21 protein-coding genes and 2 tRNA genes are annotated in these 26,409 nt (G+C 58.9%); 9 read left to right on the plus strand and 14 right to left on the minus strand.

The window, feature by feature from the left end:
* Nucleotides 1-7: 7 nt before the first annotated feature.
* Nucleotides 8-83: transfer RNA gene (locus AB8846_RS22640), tRNA-Asn, on the minus strand.
* 320 nt (nt 84-403) lie between these two features.
* Between AB8846_RS22640 and nac the strand changes: the two genes are divergently transcribed.
* Together nac and cbl are read left to right on the plus strand one after the other, a co-directional pair.
* Nucleotides 404-1,321 carry a nitrogen assimilation transcriptional regulator NAC gene (gene nac, locus AB8846_RS22645; protein ID WP_045908128.1) on the plus strand — a complete coding sequence of 306 codons (918 nt, stop codon included), beginning with the start codon at nt 404-406 and terminating at the stop codon, nt 1,319-1,321.
* 96 nt (nt 1,322-1,417) lie between these two features.
* Complete coding sequence (gene cbl, locus AB8846_RS22650) at nt 1,418-2,368, plus strand: HTH-type transcriptional regulator Cbl (protein WP_063143622.1); 951 nt, start codon at nt 1,418-1,420, stop codon at nt 2,366-2,368.
* A 53-nt stretch (nt 2,369-2,421) separates the two neighbouring features.
* Here the strand turns inward: cbl and AB8846_RS22655 are convergent, their stop codons facing one another.
* Complete coding sequence (locus AB8846_RS22655) at nt 2,422-3,342, minus strand: LysR family transcriptional regulator (protein ID WP_331411972.1); 921 nt, start codon at nt 3,340-3,342, stop codon at nt 2,422-2,424.
* 141 nt (nt 3,343-3,483) lie between these two features.
* Between AB8846_RS22655 and AB8846_RS22660 the strand changes: the two genes are divergently transcribed.
* Entirely contained in the window at nt 3,484-3,873 is a 390-nt protein-coding gene (locus AB8846_RS22660; RefSeq protein ID WP_063143624.1) for a RidA family protein, read from the plus strand.
* A gap of 48 nt (nt 3,874-3,921) precedes the next feature.
* Nucleotides 3,922-4,881 (plus strand): zinc-binding alcohol dehydrogenase family protein, encoded by a 960-nt coding sequence (locus AB8846_RS22665; protein WP_370733745.1) that lies wholly within the window; start codon nt 3,922-3,924, stop codon nt 4,879-4,881.
* An 86-nt stretch (nt 4,882-4,967) separates the two neighbouring features.
* Here the strand turns inward: AB8846_RS22665 and AB8846_RS22670 are convergent.
* The 6 genes from AB8846_RS22670 to AB8846_RS22695 all read right to left on the minus strand — a co-directional run bounded on the left by AB8846_RS22670 (nt 4,968) and on the right by AB8846_RS22695 (nt 13,174).
* Nucleotides 4,968-5,043: transfer RNA gene (locus AB8846_RS22670), tRNA-Asn, on the minus strand.
* Between the two features lie 164 nt (nt 5,044-5,207).
* On the minus strand, nt 5,208-7,397 hold the full coding sequence (locus tag AB8846_RS22675) for a TonB-dependent siderophore receptor (protein WP_370733746.1): 2,190 nt from the start codon (nt 7,395-7,397) through the stop codon (nt 5,208-5,210).
* 26 nt (nt 7,398-7,423) lie between these two features.
* Nucleotides 7,424-8,749 (minus strand): lysine N(6)-hydroxylase/L-ornithine N(5)-oxygenase family protein, encoded by a 1,326-nt coding sequence (locus AB8846_RS22680; RefSeq protein WP_370733747.1) that lies wholly within the window; start codon nt 8,747-8,749, stop codon nt 7,424-7,426.
* Nucleotides 8,746-10,488: an aerobactin synthase IucC gene (gene iucC / locus AB8846_RS22685; protein WP_370733748.1), complete on the minus strand. Its 1,743-nt coding sequence runs from the start codon at nt 10,486-10,488 to the stop codon at nt 8,746-8,748. Before iucC ends, AB8846_RS22680 begins: the two co-directional genes overlap by 4 nt.
* A complete protein-coding gene (locus AB8846_RS22690) occupies nt 10,485-11,432 on the minus strand; it encodes a GNAT family N-acetyltransferase (protein WP_370733749.1) in 948 nt (315 codons plus the stop codon). The genes iucC and AB8846_RS22690 overlap by 4 nt, the downstream gene beginning before the upstream one ends.
* Nucleotides 11,432-13,174, minus strand: coding sequence for an IucA/IucC family siderophore biosynthesis protein (locus AB8846_RS22695; protein WP_370733750.1), 1,743 nt, complete (start codon nt 13,172-13,174; stop codon nt 11,432-11,434). Before AB8846_RS22695 ends, AB8846_RS22690 begins: the two co-directional genes overlap by 1 nt.
* Nucleotides 13,175-13,312: 138 nt before the next feature.
* Between AB8846_RS22695 and AB8846_RS22700 the strand changes: the two genes are divergently transcribed.
* Nucleotides 13,313-14,524, plus strand: coding sequence for an MFS transporter (locus tag AB8846_RS22700; RefSeq protein WP_370733751.1), 1,212 nt, complete (start codon nt 13,313-13,315; stop codon nt 14,522-14,524).
* On the opposite strand, the gene mtfA is transcribed toward AB8846_RS22700, so the two are convergent.
* Entirely contained in the window at nt 14,521-15,318 is a 798-nt protein-coding gene (gene mtfA / locus AB8846_RS22705; RefSeq protein ID WP_331411981.1) for a DgsA anti-repressor MtfA, read from the minus strand. The genes AB8846_RS22700 and mtfA overlap by 4 nt on opposite strands.
* Nucleotides 15,319-15,533: 215 nt before the next feature.
* Here mtfA and AB8846_RS22710 point away from each other — a divergent pair, with 215 nt between their 5' ends.
* The 3 genes from AB8846_RS22710 to AB8846_RS22720 all read left to right on the plus strand — a co-directional run bounded on the left by AB8846_RS22710 (nt 15,534) and on the right by AB8846_RS22720 (nt 18,198).
* Complete coding sequence (locus AB8846_RS22710; RefSeq protein ID WP_074147234.1) at nt 15,534-15,680, plus strand: DUF2256 domain-containing protein; 147 nt, start codon at nt 15,534-15,536, stop codon at nt 15,678-15,680.
* Nucleotides 15,677-17,206 (plus strand): cryptochrome/photolyase family protein, encoded by a 1,530-nt coding sequence (locus tag AB8846_RS22715; protein ID WP_370733752.1) that lies wholly within the window; start codon nt 15,677-15,679, stop codon nt 17,204-17,206. Before AB8846_RS22710 ends, AB8846_RS22715 begins: the two co-directional genes overlap by 4 nt.
* 92 nt (nt 17,207-17,298) lie before the next feature.
* Nucleotides 17,299-18,198: a LysR family transcriptional regulator gene (locus tag AB8846_RS22720; RefSeq protein WP_370733753.1), complete on the plus strand. Its 900-nt coding sequence runs from the start codon at nt 17,299-17,301 to the stop codon at nt 18,196-18,198.
* Here the strand turns inward: AB8846_RS22720 and AB8846_RS22725 are convergent.
* The 3 genes from AB8846_RS22725 to AB8846_RS22735 form a co-directional block, all read right to left on the minus strand.
* Entirely contained in the window at nt 18,116-18,961 is an 846-nt protein-coding gene (locus AB8846_RS22725) for a substrate-binding domain-containing protein (protein WP_370733754.1), read from the minus strand. The genes AB8846_RS22720 and AB8846_RS22725 overlap by 83 nt on opposite strands.
* Nucleotides 18,958-20,271 (minus strand): MFS transporter, encoded by a 1,314-nt coding sequence (locus AB8846_RS22730; protein ID WP_370733755.1) that lies wholly within the window; start codon nt 20,269-20,271, stop codon nt 18,958-18,960. The genes AB8846_RS22725 and AB8846_RS22730 overlap by 4 nt, the downstream gene beginning before the upstream one ends.
* Before the next feature lie 280 nt (nt 20,272-20,551).
* Nucleotides 20,552-21,850 carry a serine hydrolase domain-containing protein gene (locus AB8846_RS22735; protein ID WP_370733756.1) on the minus strand — a complete coding sequence of 433 codons (1,299 nt, stop codon included), beginning with the start codon at nt 21,848-21,850 and terminating at the stop codon, nt 20,552-20,554.
* Nucleotides 21,851-21,951: 101 nt separating this feature from the next.
* Here AB8846_RS22735 and AB8846_RS22740 point away from each other — a divergent pair, with 101 nt between their 5' ends.
* Complete coding sequence (locus tag AB8846_RS22740; RefSeq protein ID WP_370733757.1) at nt 21,952-22,845, plus strand: LysR family transcriptional regulator; 894 nt, start codon at nt 21,952-21,954, stop codon at nt 22,843-22,845.
* On the opposite strand, the gene fumA is transcribed toward AB8846_RS22740, so the two are convergent.
* Together fumA and AB8846_RS22750 are read right to left on the minus strand one after the other, a co-directional pair.
* Nucleotides 22,834-24,483 (minus strand): class I fumarate hydratase FumA, encoded by a 1,650-nt coding sequence (fumA, locus tag AB8846_RS22745; protein ID WP_331411988.1) that lies wholly within the window; start codon nt 24,481-24,483, stop codon nt 22,834-22,836. The genes AB8846_RS22740 and fumA overlap by 12 nt on opposite strands.
* 55 nt (nt 24,484-24,538) lie before the next feature.
* On the minus strand, nt 24,539-26,047 hold the full coding sequence (locus AB8846_RS22750) for an anion permease (protein WP_074147235.1): 1,509 nt from the start codon (nt 26,045-26,047) through the stop codon (nt 24,539-24,541).
* Between the last annotated feature and the right edge of the window lie 362 nt (nt 26,048-26,409).

Below are 26,409 nucleotides of genomic sequence, written 5' to 3' on the forward strand. Positions count from 1 at the left end.
TTAAATTTGGCTCCTCTGACTGGACTCGAACCAGTGACATACGGATTAACAGTCCGCCGTTCTACCGACTGAACTACAGAGGAATCGTGTGAACGGGGCGCATATTATCGACCTGCGTTCGCCTTGTCAAAGGGTGGATCAACGCCTTTTGATCGTTTGCTGACAAAATCGGCAAAGTGATGTTTTTGGCAGCGGAATGCACCGTCTTGGTGCGGGGATACCCCTAATGGGGCAGATCATAAACTGCTGTTTCGGTAATAAAACCCCCCTCTGTAATTAGGTTTCCTTATTTTCAGGCGCTTAGCGAACAATTCAGACCGCCTGGTAAAAGTGGCATTCATATTGCAAAACCTGTTCAACAACGACAGCCGGTTCCGGCACAGCATTTCGAACAGGGGGCAAAATGAACTTAAGACGACTGAAATACTTCGTAAAAATCGTCGATATCGGCAGCCTGACTCAAGCGGCAGAAGTGCTGCATATCGCGCAGCCTGCGCTGAGCCAGCAGGTGGCTACTCTGGAAGGCGAGATGGATCAGCAGCTGTTGATCCGCACCAAGCGCGGCGTCACGCCAACGGAAGCAGGTAAGATCCTGTATACCCACGCGCGCACCATCCTCCGCCAGTGTGAACAGGCGCAGCTGGCGGTGAATAACGTGGGCCAGACTCTGAGCGGGCACGTTTCTATCGGCCTGGCGCCGGGAACGGCCGCATCCTCTATTACCATGCCGCTGCTGCAGGCCGTCCGCGCCGAGCTGCCTGAAGTGCTGGTGTACCTGCACGAAAACAGCGGTTCCGTACTGAATGACAAACTGCTGAGCGGCCAGCTGGACATGGCGGTGCTTTACGATCGCTCCCCGGTCGCCGGTATCACCAGCCAGCCGCTGCTGAAAGAAGATCTCTACCTCGTGGGCACCCGTGACTGTCCGGGCCAGAGCGTAGACCTTACCGCCGTGGCGGAGATGAATCTCTATCTGCCGCGCGACTATAGCGCCGTGCGCGTGCGCGTGGACGAAGCGTTCTCCCTGCGCCGCCTGACGGCCAAAATCATCGGCGAAATTGACTCAATCTCCACGCTCACCGCGGCCATTGCCAGCGGAATGGGGGTGACGGTTCTGCCGGAATCCGCTGCCCGCTCGCTGTGCAGCGCGGCAAACGGCTGGATGGCGCGGATCACCACGCCTTCGATGAGCCTGCCGCTGTCGCTGAACATGTCTGCACGCGGTTCGCTGTCGCCGCAGGCGCAGGCGGTAAAAGAGATTTTGATGTCGCTGGTCAGCAAGCCATCGCTTGAGAACCGCGAACTCCAGCTCGTGAGCTGATATTCCAAAAAAGCATAAGATGCTGGTTTTTATTATTTGTTCTGCAGCTCGGCTGACTCTAACAATAGAGCTATGTCAGATGCGCCGGAGTGAATCGTGAATTTCCAGCAACTTAAAATTATCCGTGAGGCGGCCAGGCGGGATTACAACCTGACCGAGGTCGCCAACATGCTTTATACCTCTCAGTCCGGCGTCAGCCGCCATATCCGCGAGCTGGAAGAGGAACTGGGTATAGAGATCTTTATCCGTCGCGGCAAGCGGCTGCTCGGCATGACGGAGCCGGGTAAGGCTTTGCTCACCATCGCTGAGCGGATCCTCAACGAGGCCAGCAACGTGCGTCGTCTGGCGGATCTCTTCACCAATGACGCCTCGGGCGTGCTCACCATCGCCACCACCCACACCCAGGCGCGCTACAGCCTGCCGCCAGTGATTAAAGCGTTCCGCGAACTTTTCCCTGACGTCCGTCTGGAGCTCATCCAGGGCACGCCGCAGGAAATTGAAGTGCTGCTGCAAAACGGTGGGGCGGATATCGGCATTGCCAGCGAGCGCCTGAGCAACGACCCGCTGCTGGTGGCGTTCCCCTGGTTCCGCTGGTACCACAGCTTATTGCTCCCGGTCGATCATCCGCTGAATCAGGTCTCTCCCCTGACGCTGGAAGACATTGCGAAATGGCCGTTGATCACCTATCGGCAGGGAATAACTGGACGCTCGCGTATTGATGAAGCCTTCAACCGCAAAGGGCTAACGCCGGACGTGGTGCTGAGCGCGCAGGATTCTGATGTGATCAAAACCTACGTTGAGCTGGGCCTGGGCATTGGCCTGGTGGCGGAACAGTCCAGCGGAGAGCGCGAGGACGGGAACCTTGTGCGTCTTGATACGCGTCACCTGTTTGACGCCAATACCGTATGGCTTGGCATGAAGCGCGGGCAGCTGCAGCGCAACTATGTGTGGCGCTTTATCGAGCTGTGCAATGCGGGTCTTTCGGTGGACGAGATTAAACGTCAGGTGATGGAGCCGGAAGAAGTGGCGATTGATTACCAGATTTAGCTGCTGGTTTGCCCGGGAGCGCTGCGCTAACCGAATCAGGGGGCAGTATGTCGTCACTTATTGTAAGTCGTGGGGACATGCTGCTGCATCAATTCAACGATCCAATCAATAAAAACGCGCAGTCTGGCGTTGACGTGGCGGTTCGGCGGAAATGCCAGGTACAGGGGCATGGGGTTAATACGCCATTGTTCAAATAGCGGAATCAAAGAGCCACAAGCCTGATGTGCTGCCGCCATATAGACGGGTAGCGCAATCACGCCTAATCCCGCTAGCCCAGCTTCAAGGTAGGCGTTGCCATCATCCACTGCAAGCACATAGCTGGCCTTGATTTCAATATGCTCACTCTCACCGTGCAGTACCAGAGGATCAATCTTACCGGTGCGTGAGGACAAGAATCCCACTATGCGATGGTCCGTGTTTTCCAGCTCTCGCGGATGCGCAGGGGCACCGAGGCGTTCCACATAGCTCGGTGCGACGTAAACACCGATTTGCAAATCGCCAACGTGGCGTGCAATCAGGGACTGGTCGTTGATTTCGCCGCCCCGCACGACGCAATCCACGTTATCGCCAATCAGATCCACCACCCGGTCACTCACGCCCATGTCGAACTGGATATCGGGATAGCGCGCGTGAAAAGCCGGTAGCGCGGGCACCAGCACAAGACGGGCGAGAGGAGTGGGCACATCTATCCGTAGCCGCCCTCTGGGCGTCATCGCCGAGCTGGACAGGCTGTTTTCAGCATCCTCCATGTCCGCCAGCAGGCGGATAACGCGCTCGTAGTAGACCGCGCCATCAGGAGTGACGCCGAGCCTGCGGGTGGTGCGATGGAGCAGCCTGACGCGCAGGCGCGCTTCAAGCTGCTGAATAAGCTGCGTCACCGTGGTTTTGCTCATATGAAGCGTTTGGGCAGCCTTGGTGAAACTGCCTGCCTCCACCACGCGAGCAAAGGCGCGCATCGCATCGAAACGATCCATACCTTGTCCTCTCTTTTCACCGATTGTTTGGATATTACAAACAATGATGGACAAAGTCGCTTGTTTATCCGCCCGATCTGGCGCCTGTAAAGTGTCTTTATGTTCACCGGGCTGATTTTGCCCCATTACAAAGGTACAAACATGACAACACGCGAAGCGGTTTTTCCCTTTGGACGGCAGGCGCTCTATGAGCGCAATCGCTATTCACCCGCCATCAAATCTAACGGCTTCCTGTTTGTTTCGGGGCAGGTTGGCAGCCGGGAGGATGGTTCGCCTGAAGAGGATCTCAACGCGCAGATCCGGCTGGCATTCGATAACCTTAACGCTGTTCTTACGGCTGCGGGCTGCACGTTCGGTGACGTAGTTGACGTTACCCTCTTTGTCGTCGATCCCGAGTCAAACCTCGACGCTATCTGGAGTATCCTGCCAGAATATTGGGGGGAAGCGCCTTATCCTACGTTGACCGGGATCGGCGTGACGTGGCTGTACGGATTCCAGTTTGAGATTAAGGTGATTGCCAGGCTGCCCTGAGCATTACGGGTCTTTCCGCCGGTCGACAGATCAGACAGAGGAAAATTGATGAAAGCAGCGGTTTATGACGTGGAAGGCGCTCCCGGCGTCCTGCAGTATGTCGACGTCCCGGATCCGGTCGCCGGGCCTGACGATGTTCTGATTTCTGTTGAGGCTGTCTCGATTGAAGGGGGAGATCTGATCAACCGGCGTTCAACGCCGCCACCTCTTCCTTCATGGATCGTCGGCTACGCGGCCGCAGGGACAGTTGTTGCCGTAGGGGCGAAAGTCCGTAGCCGAAAGGTTGGGGACAGAGTGACTGCTTTCAGCATGCAGGGATCGCACGCGGAACGTTGGGCTGTGCCTGCGGAACGCACCTGGCTTATACCGGACGGGGTGGATGCAGCAGAAGCGGCGGTGGTACCGATCTCTTTTGGAACCGCGCATCACTGCCTTTTCACACGAGGGATGCTCCGGCATGGAGAAACCGTCCTGATTCAGGCGGCGGCGGGGGGCGTGGGGCTCGCGGCCGTTCAGCTTGCCTCACAAGCAGGCGCGACGGTCATCGGCGTGGCAAGCGGAACGCAGCGAATAAGCCGGTTGCTGGAACTTGGTGCCGATCATGTCGTGGATCGTGCAAAGAATAACGTCGTGGACAGTGTCCGAGAGTACACCCATGGCGCCGGTGTTGACCTCGTCATCGATCCGGTTGGAACGACGCTGCCGGCTTCGCTTTCTGCACTCGCTCCGGAAGGGCGTCTCGTTTTTGTCGGTAATGCGGGCGGCGGAAGCCTGACTGTCGACCTGTGGCCGCCAATGCAGTCTAACCAGACGCTAATGGGGGTATTCATGGGGCCTCTTTTTGAAAGGCCCGGCGTTCGGACAAGCGTGGACGACATACTGCAGGCTGTGGCAGAAGGGCGCATCAGGGTTGTTATTGACCGCATCTTCCCCCTGGCTAACGCCGCCGCGGCCCATGAATACGCTGAGACAGCGAAACCGCTTGGCCGCATCGTTATGAAGCCATGAGAGGGGGAATCCCACCTGGCCCCAAAATTCTCCCGATGCGGAGTAGAAAAGCAAAAAGCCTGCTTTAAAAGCAGGCTTTTCAAATTTGGCTCCTCTGACTGGACTCGAACCAGTGACATACGGATTAACAGTCCGCCGTTCTACCGACTGAACTACAGAGGAATCGTGTGAACGAGGCGCATAGTAGCGACCTCGGTACGCCTTGTCAAAGGGTGAAAACGCACTTTTCGTTCGTTTGCCGACAATTTCAGCAAATCGCTGATTTTATAGCAAATTCGCGTTGAAATTACACAGGAAGATGCGCCGCCCGCAGGCGGCGCGCAGGATTAGAACAGTACGGAGTAGTTCAGACCAAAGGTACGTCCACGGCCTTTATAGGTATACAGGCCCGGTGCACCGTAGGTTGGGCTATACAGCCCCGGCGCGCGCTGGCCCCAGGCGGTGGTGTAGTCTTTGTCCAGCAGGTTTTCCACGCTGAAGCTGACCTTACCCACCGGCAGGGCGTAGCTGCCCAGGAAGTCGACCGTGTTATAGCCATCGATCTTCTTGCCGTCAGAGTCTGACACGTCAAAGGTCTGCGTGCTCTGCACGCGCAGGGTCCAGTCGCCCGGCGCCCAGTTGACCCATGCGCTGGCTTTCGACGGGCTGGCGCTGTCGACCGTCAGCTTCTCCCATTTGCCGTTTTCGCGGGTTTCAGACTTGATGGCGTTAAAGTTCGCGCCGGTGCTCCAGTCGCTGTCGGTGAAGAAATAGTCCACCTGGCCTTCCACCCCGTAGATACGACGCTTGTCGTCTTCCAGGTTGATGGTCATATCCGTCTTGTTGATGGTGATGGTTTTATCCGAGAGCGAGTAATACGCCGCAACCTGCGTGCGCAGGTTGTCGCCGGTATAGCGCCAGCCCAGCTCATAAGCGTTAACCTTGATGCCGTCCAGCGTCGAGTCGTTCACGTTCACGCTGTTGAGCAGGCGATAGTGACCGTCGACGAGCTGATAGGTGCCCGAGCCGTAGTACTTCGCCAGGTCCGGAATTTCGAAGCCCTGGGAGAAGTTAAACCACACCTGCTGCTGTTCGGTCAGGCGACCGAGGATCCCGGCGTTAAACAGAAAGTTGTTGTAATCGGTTTTCCCGCCCGGCACCGCGTCTGCGGAGGTGGCTTTTCCGGTGGCGATGGCCTGCTGCTGGGCGTAACCGACAAAGTCGTCCACCTTGTTTTCGGTGTACTGATAACGCACGCCGCCGCTCAGGGTGATGGCGTCAATATCGTAACTTGCCTGCAGGAACGGGGCGAGGTTGGTGATGCTGTAGCCCGGGTAACGGCCCACGTTGTAGGCGTTATCCAGCTCCATGCCGCCGCTCGCCGCGGCCTTGCTCAGGTTAAAGAACTGCTGGTTGGCATCAAAGGTTTCGTGGTCGGCATCGACACCCCAGGTCAGCGTTAAATCGTCCACCGGCTTGCTGTTCAGCGTCAGCTTGCCGCCGTAAAAATCGGTTTTCTGCTGGGACGCGCCGATGCTGCTCACCACGCCTTTGGTCAGGGTCGGGAACGGATAATAGGTCAGGCTCTCGTCGCGATAGTAAATCTGCGCGACCAGATCCTGGCCCCAGAAGTCGGTATTGGAGTACTGCAGGTTAATCAGATGGCGCTCGGTACCCGGTACGCGGTCAGAATCAAGATTACCTTTGTTGTAGGCGGCCGCATCCCCCGTTACCGCCGAGAAGTTCTTCCCGAGATACAGCCCGTGCTTGCCGTCGGACTCGCTCTTGTAGTACTGCGTCGTCAGCTGCAGCTGCTGATGATCGTCAATGTTGATGGTGCCCGTGCCCATCACATCAATACGGTCGGAATACTGGAGGCCGGTCTGGGTGTTATCGATAATCACCTCGTCGCCGTTGCCGTCATACCAGCCGCCGTAGCGCTGATACGACACCGACAGACGACCGGAGGCGTTATCGTTGCCGCCGCTTACGGCTGCCGACACGTTCTCATCGTGATCGTTGTGGCTGTTAAATCCGCTCTTTGTCCCGGTCTGGAACTCAACTTCGGTTTCCGGCTGGCCTTTTTTGGTGACGATGTTCACCAGGCCGCCGGTGCTGCCGCCGCCGTAGAGCGAGGTGGCGCCGGAGATCACTTCGATACGGTCAATGTTGAACGGATCGATAGAGTCCAGCTGGCGGCTGTCGCTGCGGGACGAGTTCAGGCGAACGCCGTCCACCATCACCATCATAGAGCGGCCGCGCAGGTTCATGCCGTAGTTGGTACGCCCCTGGCTGCTGACGTCCATGCCCGGGATCAGCTGCGCCAGCACCTCTTTAATCTCTTTCCCGCCCTGAACCTGCTGCTCAATTTCAGCCCGCTCAATGACCCAGGTGGTCTGCGCCATCTCCGCCACGCTGCGGTGCGCGCGGCTGGCGGAGACAACGATATTTTCTTCCTTTTGTTCTTCCGCCCACGCAGAGGTAGAAAGCATTGCAAGCAAGCAAGGATTTAAAACCCAAAGATGAGAACGTTTCATTGTTATGTTGATCCTGATTGTGTGTGTCAGTACTCGGTGGTTTTTGCTAACGATTTAAAAACCGGGCTGCTGTCCGGGCTGGCGGTGGTGCGCCAGTGGATAACGCCGGGTGTGGTGGCCAGCTCAAACGGCTCGTCGGGGTGCGCGCGATTCAAGATCCGCGCCGCGCGCCAGGCCATCAGGCTGAGCTGGGGTTCGGCAATGCCGAGACGGTGCATCCCGGCATTCACGGCGAACAGGCGGTTGCTCTGCGGGCCGTCCCATTCGAGGGTGAAATCGTTGTTGATGCAGAAGGCTTCGTCCGTATCCAGCTTCAGTCGGTGAGACAGCGGCGCGAGGAACGCGGGCTGAACGGCGCGGTAGCCGGTGGCGAAGATCACCACGTCGCTCTCCAGCTGCTCGCGGCCGCCGTCGAGGTGATGCTGAATGTTCAGACGATGTCCGTTTTCCAGGCGCGTCAGGGACGTCACCGAGCGGGACGGCAGGAGATGCGCCCAGGGTTTTTCACGCAGCACTTCGAAGCGGTGGTACATGGCGCGGTAAATCGCCAGCAGGGACTCGGTGGTGATACCGTCGGACGTCATCTTCTGCTCGTGCAGCATCTGACGACGGGCCTCTTCACCCAGCGTGGAGAAGCTGTCCACGTACTCGGGCGTGAAATACTCGTTGGCAAAGGCGGCTTCATCCAGCGCGTTGTAGTTATTGCGGCGCGATACCCAGTTCAGGCTCAGCGGCTGGCCCCATTCGCCGCGGAAGATATTCAGGAACAGGTCGGCCCCGCTCTGGCCGCCGCCGACGACGGTGACGCGCTTGCCCGCGAGATCCGGCGTGCGCAGCATCATCTCGCTGGCGTGGAAGCAGGTATCGTCCTGCACGGTGACGCAGTCAGGCAGGTTGATCTGTTTGCCAATTCCCACGCAGACGTGGCGCGCCAGGAAGCGGTCGCGCTGGGTCAGTACCTCAAACAGGCCGCTTTTCTCATCAAAGCTCACCTGCTGTACCTGCTGGCTGAAGGCGAGGTTGGTGAGGTTTTCCGCCGCCCAGCACAGGTAGTCCGCAAACTCCTCGCGGGAGACGGTGCGCTGCTCGGTGGTCAGGAAGCGGTAGAACTTTTTGCGCTGCACCAGGTAGTTCAGGAAGCTGTGGCGGTTGGTCGGCTCCACGGCGCTGACCAGGTCTTTCAGGAAGCTGGTCTGCATGTGGCAGTCCGGCACCATCATCCCCGGGTGCCAGGAGAAGTGCGGTTTACGCTCAAGGAACAGCGAGCTAAAGCCGTCCAGCCCTTCGGCCAGAGCGGCGATGCTGAGGTTAAACGGGCCAATACCAATGCCGATGAAATCATAGGTTTTCATTGCGCTGACTCCCGGGAGGCGAGAAAAAGAGGGTTATCAAGATCGGTAACGTAGTTCGGCAGCATGCGGCTGCCACCGTCGTGTTCGGAGAAGGTCAGTTTGACCGGGTTGAGGATCACGCGAATAATCTGCGGCTTGAACAGGTCAAACGTCGCGAAGCGCTCCGCAAGCTCCGGGTGCGCGGCCATATAGCGGTGTAATACCTGCGCCAGGATCTGGTAGAAACGGGTTTCGCTCACGCCGCATTGCAGGGTGAGGCGCGAGATAAAGCGCAGCACCGTCACAAAGTTGCCGGTTTGCAGGTCGTGAATGATGTAATCCGCGCTGAGGCGCGCCGTGACGGCCTTCACCTGCTCCGGCAGGCTCTGGGCCTGCGGGAAATCCTCATCCACCAGGCGCATATCGCCCTGGAAATCTTTCAGCAGGATGCGCTGCGGAATAGAGTCCTTCATCACCAGCGTCACGTTCTGGCCGTGGGCGATCAGCGCCACGCCGTAGCGGCAGAGCAGGTGATAGAACGGGATCACCGTTGCCTCAAACAGTTTTTCCAGCCACGCGTCGGCGCTTAACCCCGAGCGCTTAATCCACGCGTCGATCAGCGGGCGCCCGGCGTTATCGGTTTCCATCAGCGCCGCCATCAACACCGCCTGTTCACCGTCTTCTAAATAACAGGACGGATTCTCGCGCCAGATCACCCCCAGCATCTCCTGATAGCGGTAGGGCGCTTTCGGCAACGCGGCATAGCCCGGATGCGACAGATAGCCGGCGGCGGGTTCGCCAAGCACCTGCGCGCCAGAGCGGATCAGCGTGGCGTCGGTGGCAAACTGCTGCTGTAGCCAGCGCGAGGCCAGCGGCCCGGCGGCAATGTACTTGCCCGGAATGCCGCGATAGCAGGAGGTGTTGTAGATGGTCAGCGGCAGCTTGATGTCGTACGGCGCGCGACGGCTGGCGTTGGTGAGCGTGCGCAGTGACTGCTGCGCCAGATACTCGTCGCCAAACTCGCCCAGCTCAACCATCTCTCCGCGCGCCAGCTGCGCAAGGAAATGAATGGCAATTTTCTGCTGCCACTGCCACGGGTGCAGCGGCACCGGCAGCCAGCCGTCGTCGAGACCCAGCGCCTGCCAGCGGGCGTCAAAGCGGGCGCGCTCGGCGTTGTCCATGGCGCTGGCCAGCAGAGCGTTGATGTCGCAATCGGCGTCGCTGCTCCAGACCAGATGCTCCCGCTGAACGGCAACCCAGTGCAGACGAAAACGCCCGCGGTATTCCGGCGCGTACTGGCGCAGCGCGTCCAGCCCCCAGCCGCGGCGGCCCTTGTTGAAAATAAACTTCGGATGACCGCTCATCAGACACTGTAATTCGTCCGGGTCGAGGTGGATCAGCGCGTCCGCGTCCAGCGCTTCCCGCGCCTGCAGCAGCTGCATGTCACCGCGCAGCGTGGCGTAGAGATCTTCCATGTGCTCTGCCGTTTGCGCGTCGCTCATCTCCAGCACCGTCGCCAGCTGCAGCAGCGCGCTTTCCGCTTCGACGGCATCTCCGCTGGCGGCGATCAGGCTGTCCGGGTCGATGTGCAGCCAGCCCCAGATCCCGCGCGCGGCGCGAAACTGCCAGGACTCGGTGCCCATGGCGATTTGCCAGCGGTCCGACGAAACCGGCTCAGCGCGCAGGGTGCGTTCGTATTCCAGCTCGGCGAGGATTTTCGCCACCATCTCGCGGTTCACTTTCTGCCAGAGCGCGTTCACAGTTCCACCTCGCTGAAGAAGCGGTGACGCTGGCTCACGATCAGGCGCGAGCGCTTGTGCGGGAAGTCGAACTCTTTCATCGTCTCAAAACCGGCGGATGCCAGATGGCGGAACAGGCGCTGGTTGTCGAAGCGCGGCTCGGCGACGATGCGCGCGGTGCGCGGTTCATCGAGATACAGATAGTGGCTCAGGCCGCGCAGCCAGCTGCGGATGTACTGCGCGCCGCGCCAGTTCTCTTCGCCCACCAGCATGTGCAGGCCGCGGTCAAACGGCTGCCAGCGGTAGTGGCGGCCAATGCGGTCTTCCGCCGCCCAGTAGAGCTCAAAATAGCCGAACGGCTGGTCGTCGAAGCAGCCGATAACCGGGTAGCAGTAGGTCGAGTCAAGCTGGCGGCGCAGGTAGTTTTCCTGTTCGGCCTGCGGGCCCGCCATCTCCCAGAAGGCGTTCACGCGCGGGTTGTTCATCCATTGGGTAAAGCGCTCGCCGTCCAGCGCCACGTCGGCCACGCGGAAGCTGAGGGTGCGCTTAATTTGCGGATCGTAACGACGGTACACTTCGCCCTGCGGGCGGTGAGGACGCAGCGGGAAGTACAGCTGACGGCTCTCGTCAAACTGCATCCCGCCGCTGGCCCGTGATTGTTCGCCTTTCAGCCACAGCGGCAGCTGCCAGAAGGTTTCGCGTGCCAGATAGTCCCCGTGGGCCAGGCTAAACAGCGCCTGCGCCTGGGGTTCATCCTGCCAGATCGCCCAGGGCAGGGTAATGCCGGTCAGCGCGGGTGCGGCAACAAACAGCTGATCCAGGGCTTCGACCAGCCAGCCGTCCGGGATCCCACTCAGACGCTCCAGCACCGCGCTGCCGTCGAGACCCAACGTCAGCGGCAGCGCGCGATCCGTTGCGGTGCAGCGAAAGCCATAGCCGGAATGGACGATATTCGCGATTGCCATTACGCCTTCTCCTTGTAAAACGGGTTGCTAAAGTCGAAATAGATCACCGCCGGATCGGCGATGGTGTTTTCATTGCGATCGTGCAGGTAGCAGAAGAAGTTGCCTTTGCAGTTCCAGGTCGGGCTGTCCAGCACGTAGTCGAGGCAGCGGGTCTGCTTTGCCGTGCGGCGCAGTTCCGTCAGCGCGTCGCGCACCCGGGACATCAGGCTCTCCTCGCTGTCGAAACCGGCGGCAGCGAGGGCGGCGGTGACGGCAAGGGTAGAGTTCAGCAGCAGGTAATAAGGGAAGTAGCGCAGCAGCTGGCTCTCACCGAAGCGGTTTTCCACCTCCGTTTCGCCCGCCTCTTTCAGCCACGCGTCGGCTCCTTCGGTCCACGCGCTGCCCTGGCAGTCGCGGTAGATCAGCCCGACGGGGAAATCCTGCTGCATCTCAACGAGGATATTTTGCTGGTGCGCCAGCAGGACCAGACCGTAGTCCGCCTCGGCGCTGAACAGCGGAAGTAATACGCGGTCGCAATAGGCGTCCAGCCAGCAGCGGGCGGCCTGGGCGAGCGGTAATTCCAGACGCTGGCTCAGACGGCGCACCGCGGAGGCCAGCAGGCTATCACCGCCGTCCGGCGCGGCCTGGGTCAGGCTCACCAGCACGTTGGTCTGGGTCTCTGGCGTATCGAACAATAGGTTGACGCGCAGGGCCATCAGGCTCTCTTCCTGGATACCGCCGCTTTCGTCACGCAGCCCCGCCCAGCCGTCTTCCTGCATCACGCGCATGGTCGGGTAGCGAGCCTGTAAATCTTGCCAGCGTTCCGTTTTCGCCAGGCGCGCCAGGCGCATTCCGCGCTTAACCTCTTTGACCGACAGCGTGCGCACGGAGTTGGTCAGGCGCACGCTGAGGGAGAACTTAATCATGTCGCTGTTGGTTTCGCTGTACAGCGAGCGTGACGAGCTGGTGGGCAGCCACTGCGCGCCCGCTTCACCCAGGTCCTGCAATGAACCGTTTTCCGCCAGACGCTGGCACCACTCCTGCTCCAGCAGATAGTCGGCCTGCCACGGATGCATCGGCAGCAGCCAGCGGGTGTCGGTGAAGTGGCCGAGCAGCTCGGGCGCGCTCTGGGCCGCGAAGCGCAGCAGACGCTCGCGCAGGGAGACGTTCAGGCTTTCGCCAGCAACGAGCGTGCTCTCAACGGCAAACCAGCGCAGCGGGAAGCGGGAGGCGAAATCGGGCAGATAACGACGCGCCTCGGTTTCGTTGAACGGCTCGTGCGACTTCGGTGCCGGGTGAAACGCGTGGCCGACCAGCAGCGCCTGTTCCGCGTCGGCAAACGTCAGCGGCTTATCGCGCAGGGTTGCCCAGCTGTGGCGTAAATCAATCGCCTGCCAGGTGTGCGCATGGCTTTCGAGAACGCGCTGCTTAAAACGTGCCAGCGTATCGGCATCCAGCGAGCCTTTAACTGACGGTTTTTCAAGAATTAAATCAACCAGTTGATCAAATGTGACGGCGTCACCGTCATCACTGTTGCTTTGAACAAGCGTTGCCGGGAAACGGTACTGATGATGCTGGGTGGGAGAGAAATAGCGTACCGGAACCCGAAGCGCCTGGGTTTGTGACAGCGGAATATGAATGTCCGGTAACGCATCCGCAGCGGTAGCGGGGAGATAGCGCCAGTCCTTCGTTTCGCGCAACAGGGCGTTTAAAAAACACTGGGCTGCAACGTCTGTACCGGCTGAGCGGGGCAGAGCACGCATAGATGTACCTCATTCCATGATTGATAATAATTCTCGTTATGATATTCATTCTGTTTACAGTCGCAACCATTTTTGCAATATTTGTTTTCATAAACTTCATGATTTCCACACATTTATTGACACTATGTTCACATTCTCATGCGCACAGACTCTGAAATACTGACCGAAAACGTCACCGCAAAAGCCAACTGGCCCCTGGCGCTATGTGCCGGTTTATTAGGTATCGGGCAAAACGGCCTGCTGGTGATGCTCCCGCAGCTGGTGAGCCTGACCGGGCTGTCGCTCTCGGTCTGGGCCGGACTGCTGATGTTCGGATCCATGCTCTTTTTACCCGCATCGCCCTGGTGGGGACGCCAGAGCGAGCGGCGGGGGTGTAAGGCCGTGATGGTGGCCTCGCTGAGCGGCTATCTGGCCAGTTTCGTCGTCATGGCGCTGGTGGTCTGGGCAATGTCGGCCGGAAGGCTGGACAGCATCTGGGGACTGGCGGGGCTTGTTCTCTCACGTCTGATCTACGGGCTGACGGTCTCGGGGCTGGTGCCCGCGGCACAGACGTGGGCTATTCAGCGTGGGGGGCTGGAGAAGAGAATGGCGGCGCTGGCGACGATAAGCTCGGGCCTCAGCTGCGGGCGTTTGCTCGGCCCGCCGCTGGCGGCGCTGATGCTGAGCGTCAATCCGGTGGCGCCGCTCTGGCTGATGGCGGTCGCGCCGTTTATCGCCCTGCTGCTGGTGCTTCGCGAAGTCGCAGACCCGCCGCTGCCGCCGGTGGCGCACCAGGCGACCCGCCTGCAGGCCTCCATGCTGCCGTTCCTGCTGCTGGCGCTGCTGCTTGCGGCGCTGGTGAGCCTTATGCAGCTCGGCCTGTCACCGCATCTTAGCCCCCTGCTGGAGGGCAATGCCCGGGACATCAGCCATCATGTTGCGCTTCTGCTGAGCCTGGCCGCGCTGGCCACGCTCGCAGCGCAGTTTCTGGTTGTCCGCCCGCAGCATTTCACCCCGGTGACGTTGCTCTGCATCGCGGCGGTATTGATGGTCGTTGGGCTTGGGCTGATGGCTGTCGCCGGATTAGCGCTGTTCTACATAGGGATTGTTATCACTTCACTCGGGGCGGCGATGGCCACGCCGGGCTATCAGCTGCTGCTGAACGACAGGCTGACCACCGGGAAAGGAGCGGGCGTCATCGCCACCAGCCACACGTTAGGCTACGGCGTCAGCGCGCTGCTGGTGCCCGTGGTGACGCGCTTTTACGGTGAGCAATCTTTAACGGTGGCCGCGTGGGGAATGGCGCTGCTGTTTTTAGCGTTGAGCATAGGGGTACGGTCAACCGAGCGTCCCCCTGCTGAAAAACCTTAATGGATCTGGCGGGAGGAATGGTCGCCAGACTCCTCATTTTGCCGCAGACGCTGCAGGGGATCCTGCTGATAAAACTGGCAGAAACGCTGCCACAGCGCCGGGAAGCGGGGCGCGAAGAGCTCGGGCGCGCTGAAGAAATACTCCGAGAGCACCGCAAAACACTCGGCCGGGTCGGTTGCCGCGTAGGCGTCAATGCTGGCCGCGCTTTCGCCCACAAGGTCTATCTCATCCTGGATGTTATCCATCGCCGCGTGCAGATCGTGCTCCCAGCCCGCCACTTCGCGAAGCGGGATCAGCGGGACTCCGCTGGCGCGATCGCCGTTGCGGGTATCCAGCTTATGCGCCACTTCATGAATAATCAGATTAAAACCGGACGCATCGAACGAGTCCTGAATGTCGAGCCAGTTCAGGATAATCGGCCCCTGCTGCCAGCTTTGTCCGGACTGCACCACGCGCTGGTTGTGCACCAGCCCGATATCGTCCTGCCATTCGTCATCCACCACGAACGGCGCGGGATAGATAAGCACCTCGTGGAAACCGTCCAGCCACTCAATGCCGAGCTCAAGCACCGGCAGACAGAATAGCAGGGCGATGCGCGCGTTTTTCAGGGGATCGAGTTCGAAACCCTGCAGTGGAACCAGGCGTTTTTGCTGTAAAAAACGATCCGCCAGCTGAACCAGTTTCGCTTGTTCATCCGGCTTCAGATTAGCCAGAACAGGGATAGTCAGCGCGTCATCCCATGGCAGCGCCATATCCCGGCCAGCCTCATTCGTTTTCCAGGGCCACTTTATCATCGCTTTGCTCGCAAACTCGTCACTAGAACAAAAATGGGAAAGTCAGGTTCGGTTAAGATGCCAGAAAATCGCTCGCTGCGACAATTCCAGCCTGAATAAACTATCATTCGTACGTAGCGGTGGGTAGCGGTTTGCGGGCATCACCTTCATTTTGTGAAGTCTGTCGTAGCCTTAACCCACAGGTTCAGTGAAGAAATCAGTACGGTATTTAAAAGATGAGTGATTTCAAAGGTAACAAGCAGGACCTGCCCAGCCGAGCGTGCGTGCACTGCCAGCGGCCTATGACGTGGCGCAAGAAATGGGCGAAATGCTGGGATGAGGTTAAATACTGTTCTGAGCGCTGTCGCAGGAGCCACCGTTGACCGAACTGCGCCTGATCCTGGGCGATCAGCTTAATCCGCACCACGGCTGGTTTGATGACTGCAATCCGAATGTCATTTACGTGATGCTGGAGCTGCGGGCGGAAACCGCGTACGTGCTTCATCACGCCCAGAAAGTGATCGCCATCTTCGCGGCCATGCGCGCGTTTGCCTCTGCGTTAAAGGAAAAGGGGCATCGGGTGAGGTATGTTCGGCTCTCTGACGGCTCAAACCGCGGCGCGCTGGAAGACAATCTCAACGCGCTTGTCGCGCACTACGGCGCGGACAGGGTGCTGTGGCAGGAGCCCGACGAATGGCGTCTTGATGCGCAGCTGCAGGCGTGGGCGAAAACAGCCTCCGTCGAAACGGCCTGCGTCAGCAGCGAGCATTTCCTCACCACCCGTGAACAGGTGAGCGCGTTCTTTGCGACGCGCAAAAGCTGGCGAATGGAGTACTTTTACCGGGAAATGCGTCGTCAGCACGGCATACTGTTGACCTCAGAAGGCGAGCCGGAAGGGGGGAAATGGAATTTTGATGCCGAAAACCGCAGGCGCTGGTCAGGCGAGCCGCCCGCGCCGGGGGACTCGCGTCCCCGCCACGATAATTCAGCCCTATGGGCGGAGATCCAACGCTGCGGCGTAAACACCTTCGGTGAACCGCAGGCCGGGAATTTTCGCTGGCCGCTCAACCGTGCGGAAGCCAAAGCCGGGCTGGATGACTTTATCACTCACGTGCTACCGCAGTTTGGCGCCTGGCAGGACGCGATGCACGCGGAGGAGCCTTTTCTTTTCCACTCGTTAATTTCATTCGCGCTGAACACCAAAATGCTTAATCCGCGGGAAGTGGTGGCTGCCGCCCAGCAGGCATGGCGTTCGGGCCATGCGCCGCTGCCTGCCGTTGAAGGGTTTATCCGCCAAATTCTCGGCTGGCGGGAGTACGTGCGTGGGATTTACTGGTCGCAGATGCCGGGCTATCGGGAGCTGAATGCCTTAGACCAGCACGCCCCGCTGCCGGACTGGTTCTGGACGGGCAAGACGCAGATGCGCTGCCTGGCGCATGCCGTTGGCCAGTCGCTCACCGAGGCTTACGCCCACCATATCCAGCGCCTGATGGTCATCGGGAACTTTAGCCTGCTCAGCGGCCTGTCGCCGCAGGCGGTTCATGAATGGTATCTGGGAATCTACATTGATGCCTTTGAATGGGTGGAGTTACCCAATACCCTCGGCATGAGCCAGTTTGGCGATGGCGGGCTGCTGGCCAGTAAGCCCTACGTCTCGAGCGCGTCATATATTTATAAGATGAGCAATTACTGTCAGGGGTGCCGGTATCAGCACAACCAGCGTACCGGAGAGCTGGCGTGCCCCTTCAATGCCCTTTACTGGGATTTCTTTGCCCGCAATCAGGCGCGTCTGGGTAACAATCCCCGCCTGGGCATTGTCTTTAAACAGCTTGCGGACATGAAGGAAGAGGAGCGGCAGGCCATTGCCGATCGCGCCGGTTACGTCCGCCTGCATCTTAACGACCTCTGACGTATTTCAACACCGCGCCGGTTGCGGCAGGTCAATAAGAGGCTATTATTTTTGACTTTGTTGCGTATTCCCTGACAGGACATCCAGACGCTATGCCCGTAAATTTTGACCTTAACGATCTTTATGCTTTCAGAGCGTTAGTGGAATACGGTAACTTCCGTGTCGCTGCTGAATCTATCTGCTTATCCCAGTCGGCGCTGAGCCGCAGGATTGAAAAGCTGGAGGCCGCGCTGGGAAACCGGCTGTTCGATCGTACCACCCGCCGCGTGGCCTTAACCTTATACGGGCAAAACTTTGCTGAACGCTCCGCGCAGCTGCTCGACAACGTTGAGTCAATGCTGGCGGACGTTGATAAGGTCAGTGAAGAGCGGACGGGGCTGATCGCGGTTGCCGCGGTACCGTCCGCCGCCTGTTACTTTATGCCTGATGTGATCCGTCGTTTTCAGTCTCGCTATCCGAGGGTTCGCATTAAGCTCATCGACAGCAGCGCGGGGAATGTGATTGACGCCGTGGCCCGAAGCCAGGCGGACTTTGGTATCTCCTTCGCAGGAAACTTGCCGTCTGACATCGAATTTTTCCCGCTGGTGGAGGATGTCTACGTTGCGGCGTGCCGAAAGGATCACCCGCTGGCGCGGAAGCGTCACCTGACGTGGCAGGAATTTTACCAGCAGGATTATATCTCCCTCGATAAAACGTCAGGTAACCGTAACCTGCTCGATCGGATGCTGGGGAATATCATTCCCGAACGCCCCAGCGTCTGCGAAACGCGCCACGTTACCACGATGCTCGGCATGGTGGAGGCGGGGATTGGCATCGCTGCCGTTCCCGCCATGTCGATGCCGACGTCAGAGCACACGCTGCTGACGCATCTGCCGCTGGTGGCGCCGGAAGTGAAGCGCACCGTGGGGCTTATCCGGCGCCGGGGGCGCATCCAGTCTTACATTGCGGCTGAACTGGAAAAGCAGATCGCCGAGCAGTATCGCCGGACGTAACGGGGATCATCCCCGTCTCCTGGATGACGGCCCTTGAGGGCGACGAGGCGAGATAGGTCAGCAGCGCTTTCCCCTCCGCGGGATGTTCTGCATGACGGGTGACCGCACCCGCGAAGCGCGTGATGTACTGCAGATTATCAGGGATTTTCCCGATAAAGGTGACGCCCTGAACCGGCAGCAGCTCGCTAACCTGCTGGAAGCCCACGGCGTATTTTCCTTTCGCCACTTCTGAGGCGACCGGAATACGCTCGACCATTGTCGCTTTGCCCGCCACGTCCTTTTCAATCCCCAGCTTTTTGAACAACGCCTGGCTGACATACCTGCCGCTGGCGCTGTCAGAGTAGGCGATGGTGCTGGCCTGCAGCAGCGTGTTACGCAGACTCGCCTCGCTGCTGATATCCGGGACATCCGCACCTTTTTTCACCACCATGCCGATGGGGGAGTCCGCGAGCTCGGCTCGCGATCCGGGCTGGGTCTGGCTGGCCTTTTCGAGCTTCTCCAGCGCATCGCCCACCATAATCACCACGTCGGCTTTCTCACCGCGCGCCAGTCGGTTTGGGATCGCCTGCGGCGTCGTGCCCATTGAGGGGCCGGGGATGATCACAATTTTATCCCCGGTCTGGCGTTCATATTCCGGGGCCAGCTTTTCAAGGGCGGCTTTGAAGCCGCCTGAGATCATGACCTTCACGTCCTGAGCACAGGCGTTGACGCTCAGGAGCGCCAGCACCAGCGCGCTGGCGGTATAGCGATAAGTGCGTTTCATACTGCCCCCTGTGACTTAACTGTGTTGTGCAGCGATCCCGCGCGGCGGCGGTAGAGGTAGAGCGTGGCCAGCAGGGCACACACGGCAGCGAAACTCATCCAGTAGCCGGGCGACGCTTTGTCACCGGTATATTCAATCAGCGCGGTGGACATTACCGGGGTAAAGCCGCCAAAGACCGCCGTTGCCAGGCTGTAAGCCAGAGAGAACCCCGCCACGCGCACTTCAGCAGGCATAATCTCCGTCAGGGCCGGGATCATCGCGCCGTTATACAGGCCGTAGAGGAAGGAGAGCCACAGCAGCACGCTCAGCATCATGGAGAAGCTGGGAGCGCTCGCCAGCAGCGTCAGGGCAGGGTAGCTGGTCGCCAGCGCCAGCAGGGCCATCGCAATCAGCACCGGCTTGCGCCCGAAGCGATCCGACAGCGCGCCGCCCACCGGCAGCCAGATGAAGTTAGAAATAGCCACCAGCAGCGTGACCAGCAGGCTGTCCGAGGCGCTGAGCATCAGCACCTTTTTGCCAAAGGTGGGAGCGTAGACGGTGATCAGGTAGAACGCGGTGGTGGTCATCGCCACCATCAGCATGCCCGCGACCACTACCTGCCAGTTGCCGAGCAGCGTTTTAAAGACCTGACGCATCTCCAGATGCTGGCGGCGCGCGCTGAACTCTTCCGTCTCCTCCAGCTTGCGGCGCAGGAAGAAGATAAACGGCACGATTAAACAGCCGAACAGGAACGGGATGCGCCAGCCCCATTCGCGAATGGCGCTCTCCTCCATCAGGGCGTTCAGGGCAAAGCCCATCGCCGCGGCCACCATAATGGCGACCTGCTGGCTGCCGGACTGCCAGCTGGTGTAAAACCCTTTGCGGCCCGGCGTGGCGATTTCAGCCAGATAGACCGAGACGCCTCCAAGCTCTGCACCGGCGGAAAAGCCCTGCAGCAGACGGCCCGTCAGCACCAGCAGCGGCGCCCACAGACCGATGCTTTGATAAGAGGGGATAAGCACAATCAGAAACGTCCCCGCCGCCATGATGGAAAGCGTGACGATAAGACCCTTTCTGCGCCCCACCTTGTCGATATATGCGCCAAGCACAATGGCTCCGATGGGCCGCATCAAAAAGCCCGCGCCGAAGACGGCGAAGGTCATCATCAGCGACGCAAATTCACTGCTCGCCGGGAAGAACGTGTGGGCGATGTAGGTGGCATAGAAGCCGAAAAGAAAGAAATCGAACTGTTCAAGAAAGTTGCCGGACGTCACGCGAAGTATCGCGCCCGCCTTAGACCGTACGGATGCAGGTGAGGTTGAGGAAAACATGGTTATCTCCAGTTTATTGTTGACGTTTTACGCGTCTGTTTCTGAAAACTGGATCAGGACGAGGAAATAGATAAGCGCAAATGCCGCATCGACTGATGCATTTTTTGCATGAATACCATTCATCGTTCAAATACAATTAATGGCAACAATAACTTAACAATCTGTTGGCTTTTTATTTACCGGTATTCTGTAAGTCTCTGATATTGCGATTTTGTGATGTGGCGCAGAGGGGCGCTTCAGAAAGCGCCGGGTAACCGCTTCATTACCCGGCGGGTGCAATTTAGCGCAGCGCCCTGGCAATGGCGCTGAACATCAGAGAGGCCTCCAGCGGCTGGGCGCTAAAGGACGGCTCCGCCTGCGGCCAGGTAGACCACTGGACGATAACCAGCTTTTCCTTCTGGTTCACTACGATCATTTGCCCAAAAATGCCCAGCGCCCAGAGTGAACCTTTCAGCGAATCCTGCGCTGCTGGCTCAACGCCGGTGGCGTTGGCGGGCACCGCGTTGTTCCACCACTGATAGCCGTACAGCCCGTCCGGATGGGCGTCTGATACCGAGCCTTTCGCCTTCGTCCAGCCTGACGACTGCGGGATCCAGCTGTCCGGCAGGATCGTCTTACCGTTCGGCAGCGTACCGTTGTTGCGGATAAATTCCCCGAAGCGACCCCAGTCCTCCAGCGTGGCGTTAAAGCCGTGCGCGCCGACGTCGTGCTGGCCTTTGCTGTAGGCGTGCCACACGCCGTCGCTCGCCATCCCGTACGGCTGCCAGATGCTTTTCTCCAGATAGGCCGCGAGCGTCATGCCGGTGGCGCGCTCCAGCACGTCGCCCAGCAGCCAGGCGCCGCCGGAGGAGTAAGACCAGTTCTCTCCGGCCGGGTGAACCCTGCGTAGTCCCTTCACCAGCCTGCGCACGCAGTCGTAGGTACCCGGCTTCGCCTCGCACTCGGTGAGCTGCGCGAAATCGGAGTTCGGGTTGGTGTAGTCCTCGTTCCACGCCACGCCCGAAGTGTGGGTGATAAGCTGTTTGAGCGTCACGCCGTCCCACGCGGTGCCTTTTAGATCGGGCTCATACTGCGTGACCTGGTCGTTGAGCGAGTGAATTTTTCCCTCTTTGAGGGCAACGCCCACCAGCGCCGAAACGACCGATTTACCTACCGAGCGCGAGGTCCAGAGCGTGGAGTCGGTATTGCCCTGTGCGAGGTACTTCCAGGCGATTTTGCCGTCCTTCAGCACCAGCATGCCGCTGACGTTCTGGCGTTTAAGGTACTCCTGCAGGCCGTAGCGCCTGCCGTTGACCTGATAGTGGGCGTCCTTGAGCGGCTTGTCCGACACCCGCAGCGGCACGGCGTTACCGTGGCGGAAAATATCCCCGGCGTAGTTGCGGTAGTCATTGCGAAAGCCCACCACACGGTCAGCCTGGCTCCAGGTGAGCATCTTGTGGGTGTCCGGCAGCGCGGCGTCAAAGGGAGCAGGGCAGGCGCTGAGGCCGGTGCCTTCGCAGGCGGCCATCGCCGCAGGGGGCAGCAGGCTACTGAAGACAAGACCCGCCAGCAGAGCCTGGTTTACTTTTCTGTTTTTCATATCCGTCTCGTATGGGTTAAGAACGGCTTCAGTTTAAAAAGCCCGGCGCTATAATAAAAAACGCATAATGGGGGAAAATCCCCCCAAAAAACGGAGGAAACGTGGCGGGCCTACTCTATTCCTTTGCACAGCTTGAGGCATTCACCGCCGTGGCTGAGAACGGCAGCCTGAGTAAAGCGGCGGTGGCGCTGAAAAAAGACCGAACGACGCTTCGCGATCTGATTGATTTTCTTGAGGACGGGTTGGGCTATGCGCTGTTTATTCGCGACGGGCGTACCCTGCACCTCACGGCGGAAGGAGAGCAGCTTCAGCGCCAGGCGCATCTGCTGATGCGGCAGGTAAAAGCCTTTGAGGCCTTTGCCAGAGAAGTGCCCCACGGTGCCACGCAGGATCTGACGCTGGTCTACGATCCTTTTACGCCCAGAGCCTTTCTGCACGAGGTCATCGCTGAAATGGTGGCGCGAAAAGTCCGGCTGAGCCTCATCTGCGCCTCGCGCGATGAATCTGAACGCCTGCTGGCGAGCGGCCGCGCGGATCTGGCCATCTGCCAGGCGCGCAACCGCAGCGTGGGCAACGACATGGAGTGGCGGGCCCTGGGGGCAATCGATATGGATTTTTACGCCTCCGGCACGCTGTTTGCGGATATTTCATCCCCCCTGTCGCTGCTTGACCTCTCCCTGGTTCCACAGGTCGTTATGCACCCTGCCTCGGACGAGCCGGTCGCGCGTCGCCTGCAGATTTCCGGGCATACCCTTTTTACTAACGAGCCGGAAATGCTGCGCGGCCTGCTGGAACGCGGATGCGGCTGGGGATTCTTACCGACCCATTTTCATGCTGCGCGGTGGCAAAACGTAAAAAGGCTGCGCACCGAAGTGGGCAGCCAGGGGATTAGTCAGACGATGGTCACCATCTGGAAGCCGGGGAGCGACAAGCGCGCCATCATTGCTGACGCGCTGGCGCTACTGCCGGACGTGTGGAAGCACTCAGCGCTGTGAACAGCCTTTGCACTGCTGGTTCTGGATCTGCTGGAAGAAATCGTTGCCTTTGTCATCCACCAGGATAAACGCCGGGAAGTTCTCGACTTCGATTTTCCAGATGGCTTCCATTCCCAGCTCCGGATACGCGACGCATTCCAGGCTCTTAATGCTGTTTTGCGCCAGCACCGCCGCAGGGCCGCCAATGCTGCCCAGGTAGAAGCCGCCGTGCTTATGGCAGGCGTCGGTTACCTGCTGGCTGCGGTTACCTTTCGCCAGCATGATCATGCTCGCGCCGTGGGATTGCAGTAAGTCCACATACGAGTCCATACGTCCCGCCGTGGTCGGGCCGAGTGAGCCAGACGCGTAGCCTTCCGGCGTTTTGGCCGGGCCCGCGTAGTAAATCGGATGATCTTTGACGTACTGCGGCAGTTCTTCACCGTTGTCGAGCAGCTCTTTCAGCTTCGCGTGGGCGATATCGCGCGCTACGATGATGGTCCCGTTCAGCGACAGGCGGGTAGAGACCGGGTGCGCGGAAAGCTGCGCCAGGATCTCATTCATCGGCTTGTCCAGATTGATGCTCACCACGTCGCCTTCGCCCTGCTGGCGCAGTGATTCAGGAATATACTGGCCCGGGTTGTGCTCCAGTTTCTCAATCCAGATCCCGTCGCGGTTGATTTTCGCTTTGATATTACGGTCCGCGGAGCAGGAGACGCCCATGCCGATCGGGCAGGAGGCGCCGTGACGCGGCAGGCGGATCACGCGGATATCGTGGGCGAAGTATTTACCGCCGAACTGCGCGCCGAGGCCGAGGTTCTGGGCTTCCTGGAGCAGCTCCTGTTCAAGCTGAACATCGCGGAACGCCTGGCCGTGTTCGTTGCCTTCGGTCGGCAGCGCGTCGTAGTAGCGGGTGGAGGCCAGCTTCACGGTTTTCAGCGTGCTTTCGGCTGAGGTACCGCCAATCACAAACGCGATATGGTAAGGCGGGCAGGCCGCAGTGCCTAGGGTGCGCATCTTCTCAACCAGGTAGTTTTTCAGCTTCGCCGGGGTGATCAGCGCTTTGGTTTCCTGGTAGAGATAGGTTTTGTTGGCAGAACCGCCGCCCTTCGCCATGCACAGGAATTTGTATTCGTCCCCGTCCACGCTGTAGAGATCGATCTGCGCGGGCAGGTTGGTGCCGGTATTCACCTCTTTATACATGTCCAGCGCCGCGTTCTGCGAGTAGCGCAGGTTATCTTCAATATAGGTGTTATACACGCCCTGGCTCAGCGCCGCTTCGTCACCGCCGCCGGTCCAGACGCGCTGGCCTTTTTTACCCATGATGATCGCGGTGCCGGTATCCTGACAGGTTGGCAGCACGCCTTTGGCGGCAATCTCGGAATTGCGCAGGAACTGCAGGGCAACATACTTATCGTTCTGGCTGGCTTCCGGGTCGTTCAGGATCGCGGCAACCTGCTTCTGATGGGAAGGACGCAGCATAAACGCAGCATCGTGGAAGGCCTGCTGCGCCAGCAGGGTCAGCGCTTCCGGCTCCACCTTCAGGACTTCCTGACCGTCGAACTCGGCAACGGAAACGTGCTCTTTGGTCAGCAGGTAGTATTCGGTGTCATCGTGCGCGAGAGGGAAGGGGTTCTGGTAGATAAACGGTTTGTTTGACATAGCGTATTGCTCCACAAAAATAAAACCGCCGGAGGAGAAGTCCGGCGGTCAGGAATCAGAACATCATGGACATCCACGGATAACCAATCAGCAGCAGGGCCGCCAGGAAGATGGCACCGAAGATGGTGCCGAGGCGCCAGTAGTCTTTGGTTGGCAGGTAGCCGCTACCGTAGTAAATCGGGCTTGGGCCAGTACCGTACGGGGTGATGATCCCCATGACGCCCAGCGAGGTCACCATCAGCAGGACAAACACTTCCATATTCATGCCCGGAATGGTGGAGGCGATGGTCAGCATCGCTGGCAGCAGCGCCGTCGTGTGCGCGGTGGTGCTGGCAAACAGGTAGTGCAGCAGGTAGAACGCCAGCAGCAGGACGATGGTCGCCACGCCCGGAGAGATACCGCTCATCAGCAGGCCGCCTTCTTTACCTAACCAGCTGATAAAGCCGGTAGAGGAGAGGCCATCCGCCAGTGCCACCAGGGTGGCGAACCAGACGAAGGTGTTCCATGCGGCTTTGTTACCGGTGATATCGTTCCACTCCAGCACGCCGGTCCACAGCATCAGACCAACGATGAGCAGGGCAGCCATGGCAGGCTCAATCCACGCGGCAGCGAAGATCCACATCAGCAGCGCACAGCATACGAACACCAGAAGCAGAATTTCATTGCGGGACAGCTTGCCGAGTTTTTCCAGCTCGCGGGTCGCCCACAGCGGCACTTCGTTATTCACTTTGACTTCAGGTGGGTAGAACCAGTAGGCCAGCAGCGGCATGGCCAGAATCAGCAGGATACCCAGCGGCAGGAAGGCAAGGAACCAGGTACCCCAGGAGATATCAATCCCAACCGTACTTTTCACCAGCGCCAGGGCCAGCAGGTTTGGCGCGAGGGCGGAGAGGAACATTGAGCTGGTGATACAGGCCGCGGTGATCGCCACCCACATCAGGTACGAACCAATCTTACGCGCGCTTGGGTCATTAGGTTTTGAACCGTACAGCGGCGGCAGGTTAGCGATGATCGGGTAGATGGTCCCGCCGCTGCGCGCGGTGTTGGACGGGGTGAACGGCGCCAGCAGCAGGTCCGCAAACGTAATGGCGTAACCGAGCGTCAGGCTGCGACGGCCCAGGTACTTCACCAGAATCAGCGCCAGACGGCGGCCGAAGCGGGTTTTGTCATAGCCTGCGGCGAACATAAAGGCACCGAAAATCAGCCAGACGGTAGAGTTACCAAACCCGCTCACCGCCCATTTAAAGGAGGCGCCCGCCAGCTTGAATTTTGGGTCAGCCAGTTGGTCAGGGCTGAACAGCACCCACTGGCTGCACAGGGCAATGGCGACGACGCCGGTCAGGCCGATTACCGCACCCGGCAGGGGTTCGAAGATCAGACCGACGATCACGCCGACAAAGATGGCGAAGTAGTGCCATGCGTAAGGCGGCAAGCCTTCAGGAACGGGAACAAACAGCAGCAGTACGGCGACGACGATGGGTAACGCCATCATCAGCAATCGTTTTGCGTTTCCATTTGATGCCTGGTTCGCCACAGGGGGCGTTACAGCAGTTTTTGTATTCATAGTTTCACGTCTTAAGTTGTCAAAAATTCGGTCGCACTGAAAAACAAAATCACTTTTTTAAGTTTCTTTGCTTTTTTTAGTTATTAAAGGTGCTTTTTTGTGTTTTCAGTAATAGCGATTTAACGCGTTTTTGTGTGCGCTAAATTAAAAAATGATGATGTTTTTATATTGCGCTTTTGAATGCCATAACTATTGATCGCGATCAAAAAAATAGAATTGCAGCGTTATTTTTATGCTTTTATTAATAACCACTCTGGCGTATGTGGGTATTGCGTATTTTTTACGTGTTATTTATCATTTTCTTAACAATATTGATTTCGGTGTAATCATATCTTGTTGTTTTTATAGGCTTTAAATGTGTG

This window comes from Enterobacter sp. KB-221C9, from assembly GCF_041320715.1.
Classification (GTDB): domain Bacteria; phylum Pseudomonadota; class Gammaproteobacteria; order Enterobacterales; family Enterobacteriaceae; genus Enterobacter; species Enterobacter asburiae_D.

Excerpts from the sequence above, each read along its gene's own strand:
- AB8846_RS22700 (WP_370733751.1), top strand. The coding sequence starts at position 13,313 with ATGCGCACAGACTCTGAAATACTGACCGAAAACGTCACCGCAAAAGCC.
- AB8846_RS22750 (WP_074147235.1), bottom strand. The coding sequence starts at position 26,047 with ATGAATACAAAAACTGCTGTAACGCCCCCTGTGGCGAACCAGGCATCA.
- AB8846_RS22675 (WP_370733746.1), bottom strand. The coding sequence starts at position 7,397 with ATGAAACGTTCTCATCTTTGGGTTTTAAATCCTTGCTTGCTTGCAATG.
- AB8846_RS22665 (WP_370733745.1), top strand. The coding sequence starts at position 3,922 with ATGAAAGCAGCGGTTTATGACGTGGAAGGCGCTCCCGGCGTCCTGCAG.
- nac (WP_045908128.1), top strand. The coding sequence starts at position 404 with ATGAACTTAAGACGACTGAAATACTTCGTAAAAATCGTCGATATCGGC.
- mtfA (WP_331411981.1), bottom strand. The coding sequence starts at position 15,318 with ATGATAAAGTGGCCCTGGAAAACGAATGAGGCTGGCCGGGATATGGCG.
- AB8846_RS22710 (WP_074147234.1), top strand. The coding sequence starts at position 15,534 with ATGAGTGATTTCAAAGGTAACAAGCAGGACCTGCCCAGCCGAGCGTGC.
- AB8846_RS22730 (WP_370733755.1), bottom strand. The coding sequence starts at position 20,271 with ATGTTTTCCTCAACCTCACCTGCATCCGTACGGTCTAAGGCGGGCGCG.
- AB8846_RS22735 (WP_370733756.1), bottom strand. The coding sequence starts at position 21,850 with ATGAAAAACAGAAAAGTAAACCAGGCTCTGCTGGCGGGTCTTGTCTTC.
- AB8846_RS22690 (WP_370733749.1), bottom strand. The coding sequence starts at position 11,432 with ATGGCAATCGCGAATATCGTCCATTCCGGCTATGGCTTTCGCTGCACC.
- fumA (WP_331411988.1), bottom strand. The coding sequence starts at position 24,483 with ATGTCAAACAAACCGTTTATCTACCAGAACCCCTTCCCTCTCGCGCAC.
- AB8846_RS22720 (WP_370733753.1), top strand. The coding sequence starts at position 17,299 with ATGCCCGTAAATTTTGACCTTAACGATCTTTATGCTTTCAGAGCGTTA.
- AB8846_RS22695 (WP_370733750.1), bottom strand. The coding sequence starts at position 13,174 with ATGCGTGCTCTGCCCCGCTCAGCCGGTACAGACGTTGCAGCCCAGTGT.
- AB8846_RS22725 (WP_370733754.1), bottom strand. The coding sequence starts at position 18,961 with ATGAAACGCACTTATCGCTATACCGCCAGCGCGCTGGTGCTGGCGCTC.
- AB8846_RS22660 (WP_063143624.1), top strand. The coding sequence starts at position 3,484 with ATGACAACACGCGAAGCGGTTTTTCCCTTTGGACGGCAGGCGCTCTAT.
- AB8846_RS22655 (WP_331411972.1), bottom strand. The coding sequence starts at position 3,342 with ATGGATCGTTTCGATGCGATGCGCGCCTTTGCTCGCGTGGTGGAGGCA.
- AB8846_RS22680 (WP_370733747.1), bottom strand. The coding sequence starts at position 8,749 with ATGAAAACCTATGATTTCATCGGCATTGGTATTGGCCCGTTTAACCTC.